Here is an 18093-nt window from a genome sequence, read left to right on the forward strand (position 1 = left end):
TTGGATAGGGTAGTCGTTTCGGCCACCCTATTTTCTTTGAAATCACACTGCCCTATCTACTGCTGACTCTAGATTTGAAGTACCTTGTCATCCCCAAAAGGGCCAGAGTCATGAAGATTTTCAAGTTCTGTGGTGTTGGGGATTGCTGCGTCATATGATAGATAGCCTGTGCGCTTTCTATCGAAACAATCATGACTCAGTCCTATCGAATTACGTTGTTGCCCGGAGATGGTATTGGCCCTGAAATTATGGCCGTGGCTGTTGATGTGCTCAAGGTTGTAGGGCAGCGGCAAAGTTTGACCTTTGAATTTAATGAGGCATTGATTGGAGGAGCGGCGATTGATGCGGTGGAGAACCCGCTACCCAAACAAACCTTAGATGCCTGCAAGCAGAGTGATGCCGTGCTTCTGGCTGCAATTGGGGGCTATAAATGGGACACAATGCCCCGTCACCTTCGTCCTGAAACTGGACTGTTGGGATTACGGGCAGGGCTAGAACTCTTTGCTAATCTTAGGCCCGCTCAAATTTTGCCCCAGCTGATTGATGCGTCCAGTCTAAAGCCAGAAGTGGTTGAAGGTGTGGACATTATGGTGGTGCGGGAGCTGACGGGCGGCGTCTATTTCGGCTCACCCAAAGGGGTATTTAGCACCGAAACAGGAGAACAACGCGGCGTCAATACGATGGCCTATACCGTGGCTGAGATTGATCGGATTGGTCGAGTCGCCTTTGAAACGGCCCAAAAACGGGGTGGAAAGCTCTGTTCGGTGGATAAAGCGAATGTATTAGAAGTGTCGCAACTGTGGCGCGATCGCATCACTGATCTCTCTTCTGAATATCCTGATGTGGAACTCTCTCATCTGTATGTAGATAACGCCGCCATGCAGCTGGTCCGCTGGCCCAAACAGTTTGACACTATCGTTACCAGTAATCTCTTTGGCGATATTCTCTCAGATATTGCTGCCATGCTCACGGGCAGTATCGGCATGTTACCCTCGGCCAGTTTAGGTGCAGACGGTCCAGGGGTGTTTGAACCGGTTCATGGGTCTGCCCCAGATATTGCGGGTCAGGATAAGGCCAATCCTCTGGCTCAAGTGCTGAGTGTGGCGATGATGTTGCGCTATGGCTTAGATCAGCCTGCGGCGGCGGATAAAGTTGAATCTGCGGTGCTGACTTTGTTGGCTCAGGGCTATCGGACTGGGGATATTCAATCACCGGGTACAACCGTTTTAGGCTGTAAGGCTATTGGAGAAACTCTGATCCAGATTCTGAATCAGGGCTAAATCCTCCATAGAACATGGATTTTAGATCGCTTACACAAAACTCCGATCAGTCTCAAGGAATCCCAATTTTGCTAGTTTGCGAGCAGCAGAGGTACATGAGGGCATGAGGGTACTTTAGTTCCTGGTGGGATTGGGATCAGTTATAATTCTCCCATTTGGCCAGATGGTCTTGTTCCGAATACACTCCATGAAGTCAGTATTGTCGAAAATAGCCCCTCTAAAATTAGCTTCTTCAATGAGCGCGAGACCGAAAAAAGCATCTTTGAGATTGCTATTCTCGAAGACAGCCCCAAGCAGAACAGCCTCCTGGAAAATAGCTCCCTCCAAATCGGCATTACTCAGGTTGGCCCCCATCAAGTCTCCGAAGGCAAAGTTAGTACCTCGCAAGATGGCTCCTTCCAAATTAATACCTCTCAAGTAAGCGCTGATCATAGTACCGTTGCTCAGATTAATTCCTTGCAAGTTAGTATTAGCAAGCCTGGCTTCGGTCTTGAGGTGGACCCCACTGAAATCTCTTTCCCCAGCAGCATAACGCTCCAACAATTCCTCAGCAGTCATCCCTACAACTCGCAAAATATAATGGTTCCCACCTGGCTCCAATTCCTCCAGGACTCCACTCCATTTAACCTCAACTCCCCAGACACAACCGTCTTAGACTGTAAGGCTATAGGGGATCCTGAATCAGGGCTAAACCCTCTCAACGGGATTTCCTCAAGAGATCGCACCCCCATCGTCCATCATCAACTACAGTAAGCTGAACTCTCGCTATTATGGGTGAATAAACTAGCAGGTAAGCGCCCCTCAAGGATATTGAAACGAGAACCATGACCCTTGCTAAAAGTTATGCCTACTTCACCCCCGAAGACTATTTAGAAATTGAACGGGTGAGTCCCATTAAGCATGAATATTTGCAAGGGCAAATTGTGGCCATGGCAGGTGCGAGTAAAGCCCATGTCATTATTACAGGCAATCTGTCTGCCTTGCTGGTGAATCACCTGCGTGGGACTAGCTGTATTGCCTATGCGACGGATATGAAGGTCCGACTACCCACCCTCAACCTGTTTTACTATGCAGATTTATCGGTGACCTGCGATGAACGAGACCGCAGTTCCACCCAAGACTTTATCCTCCATCCCAAGCTGGTGGTTGAGGTGTTGTCAGATTCAACGGAAGCTTTTGATCGGGGAGATAAGTTTTCTGATTACCAATCGATTGTAGCGCTGGAAGAATATGTGCTGATTCACCAAAAACAGATTTTGGTGGAACGATTCCAACGAAAATCTGACAATCTATGGGTGCCAACCATTTATCAGACGGGTGACACCGTTACCTTCGAGAGTATTGGCTTTTCCTGTGCGATCGCACAACTGTATGAGAACCTGGAACAGCTCTCTCCACGAGCACACATAGAGTTGGGTAAGTAGCTAAACCTTAAAACTTTTCTGTACGTAAAGGCTCATGAAGCAGCGAGCCGTGATGGGAATCTAAATGAGACTGTCCACTTTTCCGAGTAAAGGTCATGTGTTGATTTAGTGAATATTTCAGACATCTCCAAAGGCAGTACCATCACTCACAATAGTGCCACTGGGGAGAATAGTGTTTTTGTAGAAACAATTGGTCACTCTCGCTCCATCCAGATTAGCCCCTCTCAAATTGGTATCAACCAAGGTCACGTACTCAAGAACAGCATCACTCAAAGCCGCCCCTCTCAAATTAGCCCCCTTCAAATAGGCGCCACCCAGGTAGGCATTTCTCAAATCAACATTCATCAGGTTCGCCCGAGCCAACCCAGCGTTGAGCAAGTCGGCATTGCTGAGATTAGCATTCCTCAAGTTGGCACCGCTCAGCAACACCTCTATCAAGGAGGTTCCTATCAAGATCGACTCACTCAGATCAGCGCCCCCACAGTTGGCGCCAAACAGGTTGCTTCTCGTCAAATCAACACCTCTGAGGATGCTATTCTCGAAGTGGCTTTCAGTAAAGTCACACTCCCTCAGAATGAAGCTACTCAAATCGGTATATTCCAGTTTGCTCTGGCGGAAATCTCTTTCCCCAGCAGCATATCGCTCCAACAATTCCTCAGCAGTCATCACTACAACTTGCAAAACACAACTATTCCAACCTGGAGCCAATTCCTCCAGGATTCCACTCCATTTAACCTCAACATCGAAATCACCGATCTCCCCAATGGCCAACTCGCAGTTGCTTCAGCAATTATAAATTCAAAATTGTTCTACATTGTTGGAGCTTATCTGTGCCTCTTAATCGAGCTTTTTCTGAATAAGAAATTAGGGCTTTCAGACTCTAAAACTTTTGAATTTACAACTGATGCTGCAAGCTAGTAAAGCGTGTAACGGTTAGATACCCATACCATCTACCCACCCCACCTTTCGGGCACCCCTCCCTAGAGGGGATAGGTACAGAAATCAACCATTCTCAGCTTCTGGTGCTGGCAGATCGAGAATCTTGAAGATTGGCCTTCATCCTCCAGCCCTCTTCTCCCAACCTTGGGATAGGGAGAGAAATGCAAGTCCTATATGGGATCTAGCTCCTCTATGTCTTAGGCTGATCATAGATTGGGATCTTCCTAGGGTAGCCAAACTGGATTTAAACCAGACCCGATTGATTGAGGTTGAGGGGCTTGACCCGTTTGGAGGGACAGTAACCAAAGATTACTCGTCGTTACAGAACTGCCTTGCGAAGTTTGAATCATATCTTCGCTGCCAGACTGAGTATCAGTTTCAGGATTTGCTGCAATGGCCTGGTCAAATAGTAAAGCCGAACCATCAGGGGCTAACGAGACGTGAATATCGCGCTGATTGGGCAGGTCTAGCAATCGACTTTCCTGTCTGGTTTTTAGGTCAATCATGGCTAAGTAAGGCGTTTCTTTATACTGTTCACCAGCGCTTACTTGAGTGAGTAGACAATAGAGTTGCTCCTTTTTGGGATCAAAGGTCGCACTTAGAATTGAACCGGAGGTCTTTAAAAGTTCGGTTTGTTGGCCTTGGTTGGTGACTAAGAATAGTGAACGAGTAAAGTTAGGATTGAACTTGACCATCGTGGCTGCGGAGCCATCCTTAGCGAAGCTCAGGACCATACCAAATTTTGGTAGAAAGCCGAGGGGCTGATCATTAGTACGGCTATCTAATGGCAAAATCGCAAGGCCTTGCCCCTGTGCAATCACGAGGGAACGGCTATCTGGCGCGATCAGAAAATCTCCACCTTGGACATTTTCGAGAAGTTGGATGGATTCACCGTCGGGTAGTTGCCAGAGGGAAACTTGACCCAAGCCAGTTCCTTGTTTGGGGGCTCGTTGGATCACGATTCGACTTCCATCTGCGGCCAAATCAAATTTGAGGATTTGATATTGCTTGTTATCCAAAACTAAATCGATTTGGCCCAGCGCAAGTTGGGGGCTGCTATCTAGATCGGGGGGATTGGCCTGTATTCCCGTCGTCACGGTGTAGAGCTGGGGATTGAAATTGCCTTGCGTTTCTTGGTTTCGATCCGTGGCTGCAAATAAAATGCGATCGCCATAGGGATACGGCTTAAATTCTGTCACCACTAGCTCAGCAGGGGTCAAAACCGTTTTTTGTGCTTGAGTCAAATTATTAAGAACCAGTCGACCCGCTTCTTCACCATTGACCCCGAGGTAGACATAGGCGCGATCGCGGCTCCGAAACTGCCCCACAAAGGGTTGCATGACCTTGGGCTGATCATTGGAGCTGCGACGGGCTTCTTCAACCTTATCCAGCTCCACCTCAAATGCCGTGCCGTAAGGGATGGGTTCCGTCAAGGTATAGGCCAGCCGTCGCCCAGACCAGCTCAGCTTACCAGGAAGCGCAGGGGTGACTTGGAGATGTTGTTCCACACTGGGCCAATCCATGGTGCGATTGAAGGACAAGATAAAGGCTGTGTCTTCAATGCCAACGCTTTTGGCTTGCCAGTTAAACTTTTGAACATAGGGAACGGTATGGTCACCACCAATGATGATGCAGCCGATCAAGAGTGTGAGACCAACCATCACTGATATGGCAATCCGATCCAGGGGGTGAGCCCATTTCTTCATAGAGATCTTGCTGAATTTAGAGGCCAACCGAGGTCTTCAGCGCTGAAGATTCTACTGTAGCCTACGAATACATCATCTGTTTTATGCCCAAACTACATGCCCATAATGGAATACCCAGAGTCAACATACAGAATTTGACCCGTAATTCCTGTGGATAAATCGCTACATAGAAAGGCAGCCGCATTGCCAACTTCCGTTTGGGTGACTGTTCGTTGGAGGGGAGCCACGGCTTCCACATGGTGAATCATATCCAAAATACCGCCCACCGCTGAGGACGCTAGGGTTCTAATCGGTCCCGCAGAAATGCCATTGACGCGCACCTTTTGCGAGCCCATTTCAGCCGCTAAATATCGCACATTCATTTCCAGGGCGGCTTTGGCAATTCCCATCGTGTTGTAGTTGGGGACCACCCTGGCACCCCCCAGATAGGTTAGGGTTACGATACTGCCTCCATCCGTCATCAACGGCTTAGCTGCGGCACTCAATTGCACCAGGGAATAGGCACTTACATCTAACGCTAAATTGAAGTTTTCGACTTTAACCTTGCTAAAGTCTCCCCCTAAGTCTTCTTTGTTGGCAAAGGCTAAGCAGTGAATCAAAATATCTAGGCGTCCCCACTGCTGCCGAATGGCGTCGAACGTTGCATCGACTTGGGCTTGATCCTGGACGTTGCAAGGTAAAAATAAACTGGGAGAAAGCGGTTCAACCAGCTTTTTGACTTTCGACTCATGTCGTCCTTTCTCATCTGGGAGGTAGGTGATGCCAAGGTTTGCGCCAGCACTGTGGAGTTGTTGGGCGATCCCCCAAGCAATGGATCGATTGTTGGCGATCCCGGTAACGAGGGCGTTTTTTCCAGTTAGATCAAGCATGAACGTGGGTTGATATAGACGGATGACAAGCTAGGAGAAGGATGAATTCAAAGAAGCCCGAACCTTAGCTCCAGATCTAGCTTAGAACGAGTTGTGGTCAAAACTGATATCTTTGCAGATAAGGCCTTCCACCGTGGATAGTTTTTATATATGTATATTTCGATACATAAACAATCCCATCTAACCGCTTAATTTATGTAAACTGCACCTTTAAAAAATCTGACTTTGATCATAATCCTGAGATTACAGGAGCGACGTCTAGTTCAACATTTTTATTTCGCACTTAATAAATAATAGTTAGCTTGTCTCTTCTGAACAAATCCTCTGTATCAAGTCAGGGTATGAGTATGTTAATGGTCTCGCCTCCCCCTAACCGATTGACACCCGATAATCCGCTTTCAGCCGTGTTTCGGCATATGGGTAGTGGTGTTTTTCCGCCTGTTACCGAAACATTTGATCGAGGAAAGACGATCTTTTTTCCCGGTGATCCAGCCGAGCGGATGTACTTCTTGATCAAAGGAGCGGTGAAATTATCTCGGGTGTATGAAGCGGGTGAAGAAATCACCGTCGCCCTGTTGCGTGAGAATAGTGTTTTCGGGGTGCTATCCCTGTTAACCAAGCAGCGATCGGATCGGTTCTATCATGCGGTTGCGTTTACACCCGTTGAGCTACTGTCTGTTCCCATTGAACAAGTGGAAAAGGCTTTGCAAAACGATCCCGATTTACCGATGGTTCTCTTGCGAGGTTTATCTTCTCGGATTATTCAAACGGAAATGATGATTGAGACGCTAGCCCATCGGGATATGGAATCCCGGTTGATTAGCTTTCTACTGATCCTCTGCCGCGATTTTGGTATTCCCAATGGCAACGGGATTACCGTAGATTTGAAACTGTCTCATCAAGCGATCGCAGAGGCGATCGGCTCCACCCGAGTTACCGTCACCCGCCTGCTGGGGGATCTTCGTGATCAAGAAAAGATTTCGATCCATAAGAAAAAAATCACCGTGCATGATCCTGTGATGCTGGGACAAAGTTTTGCCTAGTAGGGTGTGCCTGAGCCAGAACCTTGGTTTAGGCACATGGTGCAAATACTTAGGGTTGGTAGGGACGGTTGGCTAATCCTAGTATCTGGCGCTGTTGCTCAGGAGAGAGGGTAACCGTTGATGTTGGGTTAAAGGTGAGAGTGGGCGGTTGACTCCCCCTCTCTAGCAAAGCAGTTTCGTATTGCAAGGCTTGAAAGATAGCTGCTTGGTGACCTTTGAGCCATTTGTAGGAGGCCCACCCTTTATCATCTGTGGCATCAGCAATGGCATCAGCATAATGATATAAATCGGCAAGCTGTTGAATCTTTTTGCGAGAGGGTTTACTCGACGTGGTTTGCCAGCGTTTTATATAGCGGTCTATCCTCTGTTGATGATCCTCGGCTTGTTGGGCTCTTTTTTCCCAGGCCGCAAAAACTGTTGCTGGAGAAGAGTCGTCAATTGTTTCAGCTAGTTGTAGCTGGCTTGCAACTCTGCTTGCAATCCGGGTTGGAATTGCATTGAGCGGGCGGCTACGGCTGCTAGCTTGAGGGTTGTGCATCAGCGTCCAACCGATGTTGGCGAGGGTCACGGTTTCTGGTGGAGTAGTTTTGGCGGGTGAACGGATAAAACGGATTTCTTCAAAGGCGTAGCCAACAAGGTTGGGATCCTCAGGAATCGCTAAAGGTTGAGTTGTATCGTCATAATCGGTTTCGATGCGGTTACCCGCCGGATCTGAGATCTCTATAATCCGACCCAGGGGGTCTCGCTTGACTTTATAGCGTTCGGGGACAGCTAACTGAACAAGAGTACGGCGATACCCTGAAGGGATCGACCGTATAAAGAAACCATTGGGATGATAGGACCATTGGCCTTGGGGAGTTTTGGTTTTTAAGACTGAAGATTTAGGATGACCGGACTGAATCGCAATCCGCTCTAAATCGCTGTACTTTTTCTGGTCGCTAAGTGCGGCCCGCATACTTGCTTCAGCCTCAAGCTGGTTGTGCATCTTCTGCGGTAGGCTTGCAAACACCTCGGAGCGTTTTTCGGTTGGAATCAGGCCCAAGGCTTGCTGATTCAGCTGTTGAATAACTTTGGGCTGGAGCAGTTGCTTCGCCGCTGTTTGGAGTTCTGGCGAAAGTTTTTTGAATTCTGCTCGGGAGAGGATAGCCCAAATTAAAGATTGAATTTGGGATTGGGTAATGTCCTTAACCTGGGCTGCAGTCTGTAGCAGAGAGCTGATCAGGGCTTGTTGATCCTCTAGCAAGGGAGCGGAATGATATCCATTCCGTTTGCCTGGAGCGTAAGCACCGACTTGAAGGCTGTAGCTTTCGAAGGTTTGTTCATACAGTCCGGGTTTCAGTTGGTAGTTGCCATTGGTGTCTTGGGGTAAATCTGCTAAAGCTTGAATCTGTTGAGGCTGCCAATCATCAAATAAGGCTACTTCGGGATAGGCTTTGGTGAAATCGGTCGTCACCCTGGGCGACGCCTGGCTTAGGTCTTGGGCCTTGGGAATCGGCAGTCCTTTGGGTTTGAACTGAGTTTTATCTGGCGCTTCAGGTACGTCTACAGGTAATCCAAATTGAGCCAAAGCAATCGTGGGTGTCAGCGCGATTAGCCCTGCAGTCAATAACGCTTTCATAAAATATTTTGTCCCCCAACAAACTGTACAAACTTGTGCCCCGAAGGAAGAACCTCGTGTACTGCACGAGGTGGTTATAACTAACTATGGAGTCAGTTTGCCCATCTTGGAGGTAGACTAAGCAACTGATTGCAGATTTATTGTAGATTTTCGCCTAAAATCCTCTATTTTATTCTGATTAGAGTATTTTAGACAGATTATTAAGAACCAGAGAGCGGTTAAAAACAGGCGAGCAATGCTTGTCGCATCACCTCTACGGGAGCAGGTTGGTTAATCCAAAGTGATAGGGCTGCAGCACCTTGCTGAACCAGCATCTCGACCCCTGTAATGGCTGTACGCCCGCTCGCAGCAGTGGCTTGTAACAATAGGGTGGGATTGGGGTTGTAGATTAAATCGTAAACAATGGCATCTGCGGGTAGCAGGTGAACCTCTGCAACTGATAGCGGAGAGGCTTGCGTATGAGGAGACATCCCCACGGGGGTCGTGTTAATTAATAGATCAGTCTGTGGCAAGAAATGGGATAGCTTTTGCCAAAGGTGCGTGTGGATCTCAATGGATAAGGTATTTGCGCACGACTTTCGTAGTTGCTCCAATTTTGCATTTTGGCGACCGATTACATGCGCGTGCGGACAACCCAACTGAGCACAACCCGCTAACACAGCTCGAGCAGCGCCGCCACAGCCCAAAATGCAGGGCGTGATATGAGGCCAATCCCGATTCAGCGATTGTAACGGCGATAGGAATCCTTGGACATCGGTATTGGTTCCCACCCACCCGGCATCCGTAAGCCAGACGGTGTTGACGGCTCCCACAGTTTGTGCGATCGCAGTTGTTTCTGCTAAGAGGGGGATAATGGCCTGTTTATGGGGAATGGTGATATTGAACCCTAGGCATCCCAGGTCTTTTAAACCTGATACCACCGTGGGTAAAGCCTCAGCGGTAACCGGCCAGGGGATATAGACATACTCCAAAAAAGCTTGAGCCTGTTGGGTTGCCAGCGCACTTAGCGCAGCATTATGCATTACTGGTGATAAAGAATGTTCGATGGGATAACCCATAACGCCCAGTAATTTTGTGGCACCCGAAATCTGCACCATGACATGGTAACCGCTGTAACTGTTTGTTCAAGAGAGGGGTAAGGGCAGACAAAACCGTCTAGACGGCTTCAAAATCTTTTTCACCGGTGCGAATTCGAACAATTTGATCCACAGGGCTAATAAAGATTTTGCCATCCCCAATTTCACCAGTGCGGGCCGCATTGACAATTTTTTCGACAACCATATCGGCTTGATGGTCTTCAACCACAATTTCTACCTTAAGCTTTTGGAGAAACTCAACGGTGTACTCAGAGCCTCGATAGCGTTCCGTCTGTCCTTTCTGACGACCAAACCCTCGGACTTCAGATACGGTCATGCCCACAACACCAGCATTAACCAACGCAATCTTGACTTCATCTAATTTAAAGGGGCGGATAATCGCTTCAACTTTTTTCAAGGTCTTTGCTCCAAACTTCGGGACAAGATTCAATGTAATGAATGATCTGGGGTAAACGATTGAACTTTATGGAAATATCATCATCTTTGTGACTAGAAACCTGTGTGCCACGTTACGAAGTGTCGTAAAAAAAGATATCAATTGGAATCCAGTCGCGATCGCAATGTAGGCCTGAAGCGGATTAATCTGCACGGGAGACTGGGTTTGAGGGGACTGGGTTGATTGGATAGGGGGCTTTCTATTGAGGGGCGGACCGGATAATGTTTTTCAAGGCTGCCAGCAGTGAAGATTGAGAACACTCCCCTCTAAGACTTCACTATCAATCCCCCAAACGCCGGGGTATTGCTGTCTCAAGTCTGTCTTAATAAGAATAAGTTGCAAAAACTTCCTCCTTGCGGAGAGAATAAGGTTAAGTTGACTGAGCCAATCACCAAATAGAGAGGGGCAAGCGCCAGCAAGTCAGCCTTCTCTGTTCAATCCGCTTAGCTCCGTTTGTATGCTGCTGTAGTGTGCGTTAACTCCCATCTGTCCTTATTAGATTGATCCGTTTTTTCTCTGTTTCTGTCATCTTCATGATCGAGTCCGCAATCTTACAATTAGACAATCTGACCAAACGCTATAGCCCTCAACTGCCTGCTGCTGTCAATCACGTCTCTTTTCATTTAAATCCAGGCGAGATCTTGGGCCTGTTGGGGCCTTCAGGGTGTGGCAAAACGACGTTGCTGCGATTAATTGCGGGCTTTGAAAAAGCTGAAGAGGGCCGCTTATGGCTTAATGGGCAAGTCATTGCCAGTCCCCGACGATGGACGTCCCCTGAGCAGCGTAAGATTGGCATGGTTTTTCAGGATTTTGCCCTATTTCCCCATCTCACGGTTGCGAATAACGTCACCTTTGGGTTGCAGCAACATAAACACCTCTCTACCCAGGTTAAGCAGCAGCGCCAGTTTGAGGTGTTGCAACTGGTCGGACTGGTGGGAATGGAAAATCGCTATCCCCATGAGTTATCAGGGGGGCAACAGCAGCGAGTTGCCTTGGCTCGGGCCTTAGCCCCTCGACCACAGCTAGTGCTGTTGGATGAACCCCTTAGCAATTTGGATGTCCAAGTGCGTCTGCGCTTACGGCAAGAGCTGAGAGACATTCTCAAAGCGGCAAGTACGACGGCTGTCTTCGTCACCCATGATCAGGAAGAAGCCCTTGCGATCGCAGATCAAGTTGCGGTGATGCGTCAAGGCTGTATTGAGCAAATGGGAACCCCCGAAGAAATCTACCAACATCCCCAGTCTCAGTTTGTGGCAGAATTTGTCACCCAAGCTAATTTTCTAGAGGCGCAGCGCCAAAATAACGGCTGGCAAACCGAAGTGGGGTGTTTCGCGGCGAGTGAGACGCTTGAGATCGCATCGGCTGAGTATAGCCGAGCGGTAGTGATGATTCGCCAAGAAGACCTGATCTTACAACCCGATCAAACCGCTTCGACCATTATTCGAGATCGTCAGTTTCTAGGGCGGGAATATCGATATTGCCTCAAGACACCCTCGGGACGAGAACTGCATGCTCGCTCCATTTCGTCTACAGCCTTACCCATCGGTACGTCCGTTAGCTTGTCCGTTGTGCCTCACCATCTTAGGATTTTTCCTCAGAATCCAGTGCGATCGGCCCAAATAGCTGCTTGATCAAGGTATTGGCACTGGGGAACAACCATTTCTGCGTAAAGGCACCATAGGCCAAGCCAACGCCCAGCAAACCTGCTCCCCAAGATGCTGCTGTTTGAAGCATTTGGCGTCTTTCAATGGAAGGGACTTCTTCAATCAATTCATTCACGGCTGCTAAGGCTTCAACGGCAGAGGGATAGCGTTGGCGGAAATCATAGCGGACCATCTTATCGATAATGTCCCCGAGGACGGGGTTAACAGAGATATATCGTCGCCAGGCAATTTCGCCGGTTTTGGGATCAAAGGCCAGTTTGCCCTTGGTGGGATCGATACCGGTGAGAGCCTGAATGGCAATAATGCCAACAGCATAGACATCGCTACTAAAATTCGGGCGGCCAATGGACTGTTCGCTGGGCATATAGCCATCGGTGCCAATGACAACGGTCTGAGCAATGCGGCGTTTATTTTTGACCGAGCCAAAGTCAATCAAGACAATTTTTTTATCTTTCTTGCGTCGAATAAGGTTAGCAGGTTTAATATCCCGATGAATCACCCGGCGCTGATGCACATAGGCCAAGGTCGTCAGCACATCTTGGAGAAAGGCAATAACTTTAGCTTCTGACCAGCGTCGCCAGCCAAATTCTTGCTTGAGATTGTGACCTTCGATATATTGCTCGACTAGAAAAAAGTCTTGATCGGCTTCAAAATCATCAAAAAGCTGAGGAATTTGGTCATAATCCCCCAAACGTTTCAGGACTTTGACTTCCGTAGCAAACAGACGGCGAGAGGTTTTCACCGTAAATAGGTCATCGGACTCAGGCTGTAGCTTTTTGACAATACAACGACGCTTGTCGGGATGCTGGGTATCCGTCGCTAAATAAGTTTTACTAAATCCACCACTGCCGAGCGCTTTAGTAATCTTGTAGCGATCGGCTAATGTGGTTCCCAACATATATATACTCGGCTCTGCAGTAAATCATCATAACCGCAGGGCAGAACGAGTTCACAGAAAATGCTGCTTTTCCCCGATTTTTAATTAGAAATATTACGATTCTTGATCCCAGCCCAACGATTCTCCCGATAATTCTGCCGAATGATAGAGATGGGTCGCCCTTAGAATTCATCCTCATAGGTGCTGACCGCATTGGGATCGCTATCTCGTTTAGAACCCAGTAAGTCCAAGCGATCCACTCGAATGACGGGCCGAGAGCGATCTGCCCCCGTGTTCCGATCCTGCCAACGATCAAACTTTAAGGCCCCCGTGACCCCAATCAGGCTACCTTTACGGACATAGCTAGCAGCCGTTTCTGCATTTTTGCCCCAAAACTCTAGGCTAAACCAGTCAGGCTGGTCATCGCGAGAGCGACGTCTGACGGCCAACGTTACATTGCAAACCACATTGCCAGACTCAAAATACTTAACGTCTGGGTCCATCCCCGCACGACCCACTAGACTCACTAAATTTAAACTCATGGTTGGCTTTCCTAGACTGACTTGGTCATATTGCTGATCGATTCTAGCTGGATTCTTCCTCACCCGGCGTTACAGTTGGTAAATCCGATGAACCTTCTGCAAGGGAGACAATATCAGGCGTAAAGACCGCATTGGCGTCAAAGCGATGGTCTTCCCATCGATCCAAGATATCTTTGACCAGCACCTCTTTGACCCAAATTTGGCCAATTACCATCAGCGGTAAGGCTAAGAGCAGCCCCAAAAAGCCAAAGAAGATGGCAAAAACGATTTGAGACAGTAAGGTGACTGCGGGTGCGAGGGAGAGTTGCTTGGCCATCACCGCCGGAACCAGCAAATATTGTTCCAACTGTTGAATCAGAATGTAGAGAATCAACACGGCAACCGCTTTCCAGGGCGCATCCAACAGGGCAATTGCCATGGGTGGGATTAAACTCAGCGTAGGGCCAATATTAGGGATCGCTTCTAGGAGCCCCGCAATCAGAGCATTGGCAAGCACCAGTTTCACACCTAGAACCAAGAGACCCAGACCACTGAAAACGGCAATAACGGTCATGTTGAATAAGATGCCCACAATCCAGTTATCTAGAGCGGCATCACACAGCCCCAAAATATAATCGACTCGCCGTCGGTAAAAGGAGGGGAACAGACGAATAAAGATGCGTCGATATTGGTCGGGATCGACCAAGAACATGATGGTCAACACCAGAATCAGAAGAATATTCAGGGCGACCAAGAGGGAGTTAGAAAATAAGGCAAAAAAGTTATTGAGGGCAGTTTCGGCGACGGTTGGAATTTTGTCTCGGATATTGTCAATCAGGGAGTCAAGCGGGATTTCAATGCCAGCGCTCGGTAAACCAAAGGCCAAGCCCGTTTCTTGGGCTTCTTCAATCAATTCTTCAACTCGGGTCAAGCTCTGCGGCGCTAGGTTCAACAATTCTTGGGCCTGAGCTACAAAAGGGGGGATAACCAATAGGCCGATGATGCAGGCAACGCCCACAATGGAAAAGATGGCTAAGGCAACCGCTAGTCCCCGACTCAATCCCCGCTTAGTAAGCTGGCGAACTAAACCATTCAGGGCTGAGGCGAGGACAACCGCCGTAAATCCTAACAGCAGGACTTGGCGAATTTCCCACAGGATATAGAGCGACACCAAGAAGACAACTAAGCCAATCCATTTCCCTAGACTCAAAATCTGCCTCCAATATCGACATCAAGGATTGAAAGGGAGGACGCCCCTCTTGCTTACCGAATTTTAGGAGACGGACTGCGTTTTCAGTAAAGGGAAGCCTAATTCTTCACGTTGTTGAAGATAGAGTTGGGCGACTTGGCGGGCCATTTGGCGAATGCGGCCAATATAGCGAGTTCGCTCCGTCACAGAAATAACGCCTCTGGCATCTAAGAGATTAAAGGAGTGGGAGCATTTGAGCACGTAGTCTAATCCGGGTAATACCAATTTTCTCTCTATGAGTTGCAGGGCTTCTTGCTCGTACAAACTAAAGAGTTGAAACAGGAGTTCTGGGTTAGCGGCTTCAAAGTTATAGGTGGATTGCTCAATTTCTCCTTGCAGATGAACATCGCCATAGGTGAGGGTACCGTTCCAGTCGATTTTTGCGATGGCATCGGTTTCTTGCAAGTACATGGTCAACCGCTCTAGACCATAGGTGAGTTCAATAGAGACGGGGCGGCAGTCCAAGCCACCGCACTGCTGGAAGTAGGTAAACTGGGTGACTTCCATGCCGTCTAGCCAGACTTCCCAGCCCACACCCCAAGCGCCCACGGCGGCATCTTCCCAGTTGTCTTCCACAAAGCGAATATCGTGATCTTCGGGCTGAATACCCAGGACTCGCAGGGAGTCGAGATAAATATCTTGGATATCGTCCGGTGAGGGTTTGACTAAAACTTGGTACTGATAGTAGTACTGATACCGATTAGGGTTTTCGCCGTAGCGACCATCAGCAGGGCGGCGACAGGGTTCGACATAGGCGACGGCCCAGGGCTCTGGGCCTAAAGATCGCAAGAAGGTATGGGGGCTTTTGGTACCTGCCCCTTTTTCGATGTCATAGGGCTGGACGATTAGACAACCGCGATCGCTCCAAAATTCGTGGAGTTTGGCAATAACGGATTGAAAATTCACAGCGCTTGACCTGCATGTAGATGGGTGTCAGTTACCTAGTCTACGAGGCTCGTTTACATTTTGGTTGCTTTTTTTAGAACTTATCTTGTAGAACGCAAACTGGATCAGAGGTGGCTGATGGCGACAATCTTTACCCTGAAACAATGGTCGGTGGCTTGTCACCCCCTGAGGTCTCCAATCCAAAGCTTGTTTCAGATGAAGTCTGAGGTTTTAAGCGGCTTGGAGTAAGGCTCTTCCCTGAGCTTCTTGTTGAATGGCGGTTAGGGTATGCTTTAACGTCTCTCGAAACAGAAGATGAAAGCTGCCTTCCAACAGTCCCATATCTGCCTCAGCAGAAACGACTTGCATCACAAATACCTGAGACATTGAAAGTGGTAAAACCTGCCAATACCCCTGCAAATGACTAAGATCTCCCTCAAGCAGGCGAAAGCCCAGTTTGCCAGGAGCCATCACTCTATTCTCGGTTCGTATCTTAGATTGCATCTGAGCAAAAAGAATTTGGGAAACATTGGTTTGTTCAACCACTGTTCGCTGTGCCGATGCTTCCAACACTTGGGTTGCAGCAACGTTGGGTAGGAACTGGGCTAAATGCTCAAAATCCGTCAGAACCTGCCAAGCTGTCTCTGGTGCACTTTCAATCAAAACTTGTGCCACATATTCCCCTGCACGACCCAAAACAACGGCTTCTCCCCGCCGTAACGATTGGTTTTGTAGGTTAGACAGCCGAGTTGTCAAAGCATCCAGGGACTGGTACGTAGGGAAAGAGGTCTGCATCGTTGAGCTTGTGAAACCGCCAGTTGAGATTGAGTAATGCAAGGCATTCTTTACAAATCATAAAGAAAGTTTGTTTTTGTTGCATAGATTCGTCTCACTGATGGTATGCCCCGCTCCATTCAGAGACTGAACAGATGGAAAATTCCTCGACAATGCCCAGAACCTTTCACAGCCACAAATGCTGGCCAACTTCAGAAGCAAATTTATCAAGCTAGGACTGCTTCAGGATGTTCAATTTGGGTGCCTAAAACTTGTAAAAAAGCTGATAGCCACTTGGGATGAGCTGGCCACGCAGGTGCTGTGACCAAATTGCCGTCAATCAACGCATCATCCACAGCAAGATCTACATACTCCCCACCCGCTGCCGTGACTTCTGGGCCACAGGCAGGATAAGCAGAACAGCGTTTTCCCTGCAAAACACCCGCTGCAGATAACAGTTGCGCCCCATGACAAATGGCCGCCAATGGCTTTTGAGCTTGGGCAAAGTGCTGCACGATTTGGATCACTTCGGGATTAAGACGCAAATACTCTGGAGCCCTGCCACCTGGAATCACGAGAGCATCATATTCAGCAGCAGACACATCTGCAAAAGCGGCATTCAGCGTAAAGTTGTGGCCCGGTTTTTCGCTATAGGTTTGGTCTCCTTCAAAATCATGAATCGCAGTTCTTACAGATTCTCCAGCATTCTTATTGGGGCAAACTGCATGCACCGTATGTCCGACCATCAACAATGCTTGAAAAGGAACCATCACTTCATAGTCTTCGACAAAGTCACCGACAAGCATCAAGATTTTTTTGCTAGCCATCGCTATTGGCCCCCGTAGTAAAGAAACTGAACCAGGCTGAGGAGAAAAGGAACTTAAAGCACCATCTCGCTTTCTATAGATGGAGGAGCCATCGGAATATCGCTAGTCGATGACGGCTCATTGGCAACCCCCAAAAAACGTTCGTTAACCAGTTGCTGGAAAGTTCCAACGGTAGATTGCCAAAGCTGGATGCGCTCTTTGACATTTTGAACCCTTTTGATACCCGCCTCTCCCCGGACAGGATAATTAAAATTCCCGGAAAAGACGACTGCTGAGACGGATTGACCCTCTTGTCCTTTGAGCTTGGCCTCATTAATCGCCAGGTTGAGCTGCCCCTGCTCGAGGACATAACTGAGCTGAATCGCAGCTTGTGCAGGGGCCTGACCAAACTCCTGCCAAGATCCCATTGCAAACAGTTTTTGGAAGAGAAATTCATGGGCTCCCCGCTCGTTGTCAAAGAAGGGCACCAATCCCCGAGGATTAATTCCCACCGCCAGGTATGCGGCATTGGGGAGTGTCTCTGCAAACTTGGCAGCCATTGAATGGATCAGAAATTGCGGTTGATCCTGGGAGGGAACAATCTGAGCAAACGCGACCCGATTGGGCTGAGAGGTAATGCGAATGCCGTTGTTGTAGGAAATCCGTGCACCATTATTCGTAACCACAGGGTCCTGATCATACTGCCAATCCGATGGCACAATATCGCTATATTTAAGGAAATCAGGGTTGAGAAGGGAGGGGCTGAGATCTTTAGCGGCAATGATAATACTGATTTCTTGAATCGATAGACTCATGCTGTAGTCACCCCTACTCATGGAATTAATACAAACGACACGGGTTTATAACCTTCGCCCGGTGCAAGAACCAAATCAATCACAATGAAC

Annotated in this window: 18 protein-coding genes; 4 read left to right on the plus strand and 14 right to left on the minus strand. The window is 48.4% G+C overall.

The features are described from left to right. Positions 1-191: 191 nt before the first annotated feature. The gene (leuB, locus tag Q0991_RS15680) at positions 192-1280 is read left to right on the plus strand and encodes a 3-isopropylmalate dehydrogenase (RefSeq protein ID WP_299489903.1); all 1089 of its coding nucleotides are present in this window, start codon (positions 192-194) and stop codon (positions 1278-1280) included. Positions 1281-1394: 114 nt separating this feature from the next. Here the strand turns inward: leuB and Q0991_RS15685 are convergent, their stop codons facing one another. Then, positions 1395-1838 carry a pentapeptide repeat-containing protein gene (locus tag Q0991_RS15685; RefSeq protein WP_299489906.1) on the minus strand — a complete coding sequence of 148 codons (444 nt, stop codon included), beginning with the start codon at positions 1836-1838 and terminating at the stop codon, positions 1395-1397. Positions 1839-2104: 266 nt separating this feature from the next. Here Q0991_RS15685 and Q0991_RS15690 point away from each other — a divergent pair, with 266 nt between their 5' ends. Beyond that, positions 2105-2704 (plus strand): Uma2 family endonuclease, encoded by a 600-nt coding sequence (locus Q0991_RS15690; RefSeq protein ID WP_299489909.1) that lies wholly within the window; start codon positions 2105-2107, stop codon positions 2702-2704. A gap of 117 nt (positions 2705-2821) precedes the next feature. On the opposite strand, the gene Q0991_RS25210 is transcribed toward Q0991_RS15690, so the two are convergent. The 3 genes from Q0991_RS25210 to fabI form a co-directional block, all read right to left on the minus strand. After that, complete coding sequence (locus Q0991_RS25210) at positions 2822-3370, minus strand: pentapeptide repeat-containing protein (protein WP_366524975.1); 549 nt, start codon at positions 3368-3370, stop codon at positions 2822-2824. 497 nt (positions 3371-3867) lie between these two features. Continuing rightward, complete coding sequence (locus Q0991_RS15700) at positions 3868-5349, minus strand: hypothetical protein (protein ID WP_299489914.1); 1482 nt, start codon at positions 5347-5349, stop codon at positions 3868-3870. Between the two features lie 92 nt (positions 5350-5441). Continuing rightward, positions 5442-6218, minus strand: coding sequence for an enoyl-ACP reductase FabI (gene fabI / locus Q0991_RS15705; protein ID WP_299489917.1), 777 nt, complete (start codon positions 6216-6218; stop codon positions 5442-5444). 353 nt (positions 6219-6571) lie between these two features. On the opposite strand from fabI, the gene ntcA reads away from it, so the two are divergent. Next, positions 6572-7261: a global nitrogen regulator NtcA gene (gene ntcA / locus Q0991_RS15710; RefSeq protein ID WP_299489920.1), complete on the plus strand. Its 690-nt coding sequence runs from the start codon at positions 6572-6574 to the stop codon at positions 7259-7261. Positions 7262-7310: 49 nt separating this feature from the next. Here the strand turns inward: ntcA and Q0991_RS15715 are convergent, their stop codons facing one another. The 3 genes from Q0991_RS15715 to Q0991_RS15725 all read right to left on the minus strand — a co-directional run bounded on the left by Q0991_RS15715 (position 7311) and on the right by Q0991_RS15725 (position 10373). Next, positions 7311-8879: a hypothetical protein gene (locus Q0991_RS15715; protein WP_299489923.1), complete on the minus strand. Its 1569-nt coding sequence runs from the start codon at positions 8877-8879 to the stop codon at positions 7311-7313. Positions 8880-9097: 218 nt separating this feature from the next. Further along, positions 9098-9976: a shikimate dehydrogenase gene (locus Q0991_RS15720; protein WP_299489926.1), complete on the minus strand. Its 879-nt coding sequence runs from the start codon at positions 9974-9976 to the stop codon at positions 9098-9100. A gap of 58 nt (positions 9977-10034) precedes the next feature. After that, the gene (locus tag Q0991_RS15725; protein ID WP_299489929.1) at positions 10035-10373 is read right to left on the minus strand and encodes a P-II family nitrogen regulator; all 339 of its coding nucleotides are present in this window, start codon (positions 10371-10373) and stop codon (positions 10035-10037) included. Between the two features lie 572 nt (positions 10374-10945). Between Q0991_RS15725 and Q0991_RS15730 the strand changes: the two genes are divergently transcribed. Then, positions 10946-12043, plus strand: a complete 1098-nt coding sequence (locus Q0991_RS15730) for an ABC transporter ATP-binding protein (protein WP_299489932.1) — start codon at positions 10946-10948, stop codon at positions 12041-12043. Here the strand turns inward: Q0991_RS15730 and Q0991_RS15735 are convergent. The 7 genes from Q0991_RS15735 to Q0991_RS15765 form a co-directional block, all read right to left on the minus strand. Continuing rightward, complete coding sequence (locus tag Q0991_RS15735) at positions 11994-12974, minus strand: serine/threonine-protein kinase (RefSeq protein ID WP_299489936.1); 981 nt, start codon at positions 12972-12974, stop codon at positions 11994-11996. The two genes, Q0991_RS15730 and Q0991_RS15735, sit on opposite strands and share 50 nt — an antisense overlap. Before the next feature lie 161 nt (positions 12975-13135). Beyond that, entirely contained in the window at positions 13136-13495 is a 360-nt protein-coding gene (locus Q0991_RS15740; protein ID WP_299489939.1) for a single-stranded DNA-binding protein, read from the minus strand. A 43-nt stretch (positions 13496-13538) separates the two neighbouring features. Next, positions 13539-14684 carry an AI-2E family transporter gene (locus Q0991_RS15745; protein WP_299489941.1) on the minus strand — a complete coding sequence of 382 codons (1146 nt, stop codon included), beginning with the start codon at positions 14682-14684 and terminating at the stop codon, positions 13539-13541. A 63-nt stretch (positions 14685-14747) separates the two neighbouring features. After that, positions 14748-15629: a glycine--tRNA ligase subunit alpha gene (glyQ, locus tag Q0991_RS15750; protein ID WP_299489943.1), complete on the minus strand. Its 882-nt coding sequence runs from the start codon at positions 15627-15629 to the stop codon at positions 14748-14750. 210 nt (positions 15630-15839) lie between these two features. After that, positions 15840-16403, minus strand: a complete 564-nt coding sequence (locus Q0991_RS15755; protein WP_299489945.1) for an SRPBCC family protein — start codon at positions 16401-16403, stop codon at positions 15840-15842. 206 nt (positions 16404-16609) lie between these two features. After that, positions 16610-17209: a DJ-1/PfpI family protein gene (locus tag Q0991_RS15760; RefSeq protein ID WP_299489947.1), complete on the minus strand. Its 600-nt coding sequence runs from the start codon at positions 17207-17209 to the stop codon at positions 16610-16612. 53 nt (positions 17210-17262) lie between these two features. Next, on the minus strand, positions 17263-18024 hold the full coding sequence (locus Q0991_RS15765; RefSeq protein ID WP_299489949.1) for a hypothetical protein: 762 nt from the start codon (positions 18022-18024) through the stop codon (positions 17263-17265). Positions 18025-18093 lie beyond the last annotated feature (69 nt).

The organism is Acaryochloris sp. IP29b_bin.137, from assembly GCF_028285745.1.
Lineage (GTDB): Bacteria > Cyanobacteriota > Cyanobacteriia > Thermosynechococcales > Thermosynechococcaceae > Acaryochloris.

Coding starts and splice junctions, on each gene's coding strand:
- ntcA (WP_299489920.1), top strand. CDS start 6,572: ATGGTCTCGCCTCCCCCTAACCGATTGACACCCGATAATCCGCTTTCA.
- fabI (WP_299489917.1), bottom strand. CDS start 6,218: ATGCTTGATCTAACTGGAAAAAACGCCCTCGTTACCGGGATCGCCAAC.
- Q0991_RS25210 (WP_366524975.1), bottom strand. CDS start 3,370: ATGACTGCTGAGGAATTGTTGGAGCGATATGCTGCTGGGGAAAGAGAT.
- Q0991_RS15760 (WP_299489947.1), bottom strand. CDS start 17,209: ATGGCTAGCAAAAAAATCTTGATGCTTGTCGGTGACTTTGTCGAAGAC.
- Q0991_RS15690 (WP_299489909.1), top strand. CDS start 2,105: ATGACCCTTGCTAAAAGTTATGCCTACTTCACCCCCGAAGACTATTTA.
- Q0991_RS15685 (WP_299489906.1), bottom strand. CDS start 1,838: ATGACTGCTGAGGAATTGTTGGAGCGTTATGCTGCTGGGGAAAGAGAT.
- leuB (WP_299489903.1), top strand. CDS start 192: ATGACTCAGTCCTATCGAATTACGTTGTTGCCCGGAGATGGTATTGGC.
- Q0991_RS15715 (WP_299489923.1), bottom strand. CDS start 8,879: ATGAAAGCGTTATTGACTGCAGGGCTAATCGCGCTGACACCCACGATT.
- Q0991_RS15720 (WP_299489926.1), bottom strand. CDS start 9,976: ATGGTGCAGATTTCGGGTGCCACAAAATTACTGGGCGTTATGGGTTAT.
- Q0991_RS15735 (WP_299489936.1), bottom strand. CDS start 12,974: ATGTTGGGAACCACATTAGCCGATCGCTACAAGATTACTAAAGCGCTC.
- Q0991_RS15700 (WP_299489914.1), bottom strand. CDS start 5,349: ATGAAGAAATGGGCTCACCCCCTGGATCGGATTGCCATATCAGTGATG.
- Q0991_RS15765 (WP_299489949.1), bottom strand. CDS start 18,024: ATGAGTAGGGGTGACTACAGCATGAGTCTATCGATTCAAGAAATCAGT.
- Q0991_RS15730 (WP_299489932.1), top strand. CDS start 10,946: ATGATCGAGTCCGCAATCTTACAATTAGACAATCTGACCAAACGCTAT.
- Q0991_RS15755 (WP_299489945.1), bottom strand. CDS start 16,403: ATGCAGACCTCTTTCCCTACGTACCAGTCCCTGGATGCTTTGACAACT.
- Q0991_RS15740 (WP_299489939.1), bottom strand. CDS start 13,495: ATGAGTTTAAATTTAGTGAGTCTAGTGGGTCGTGCGGGGATGGACCCA.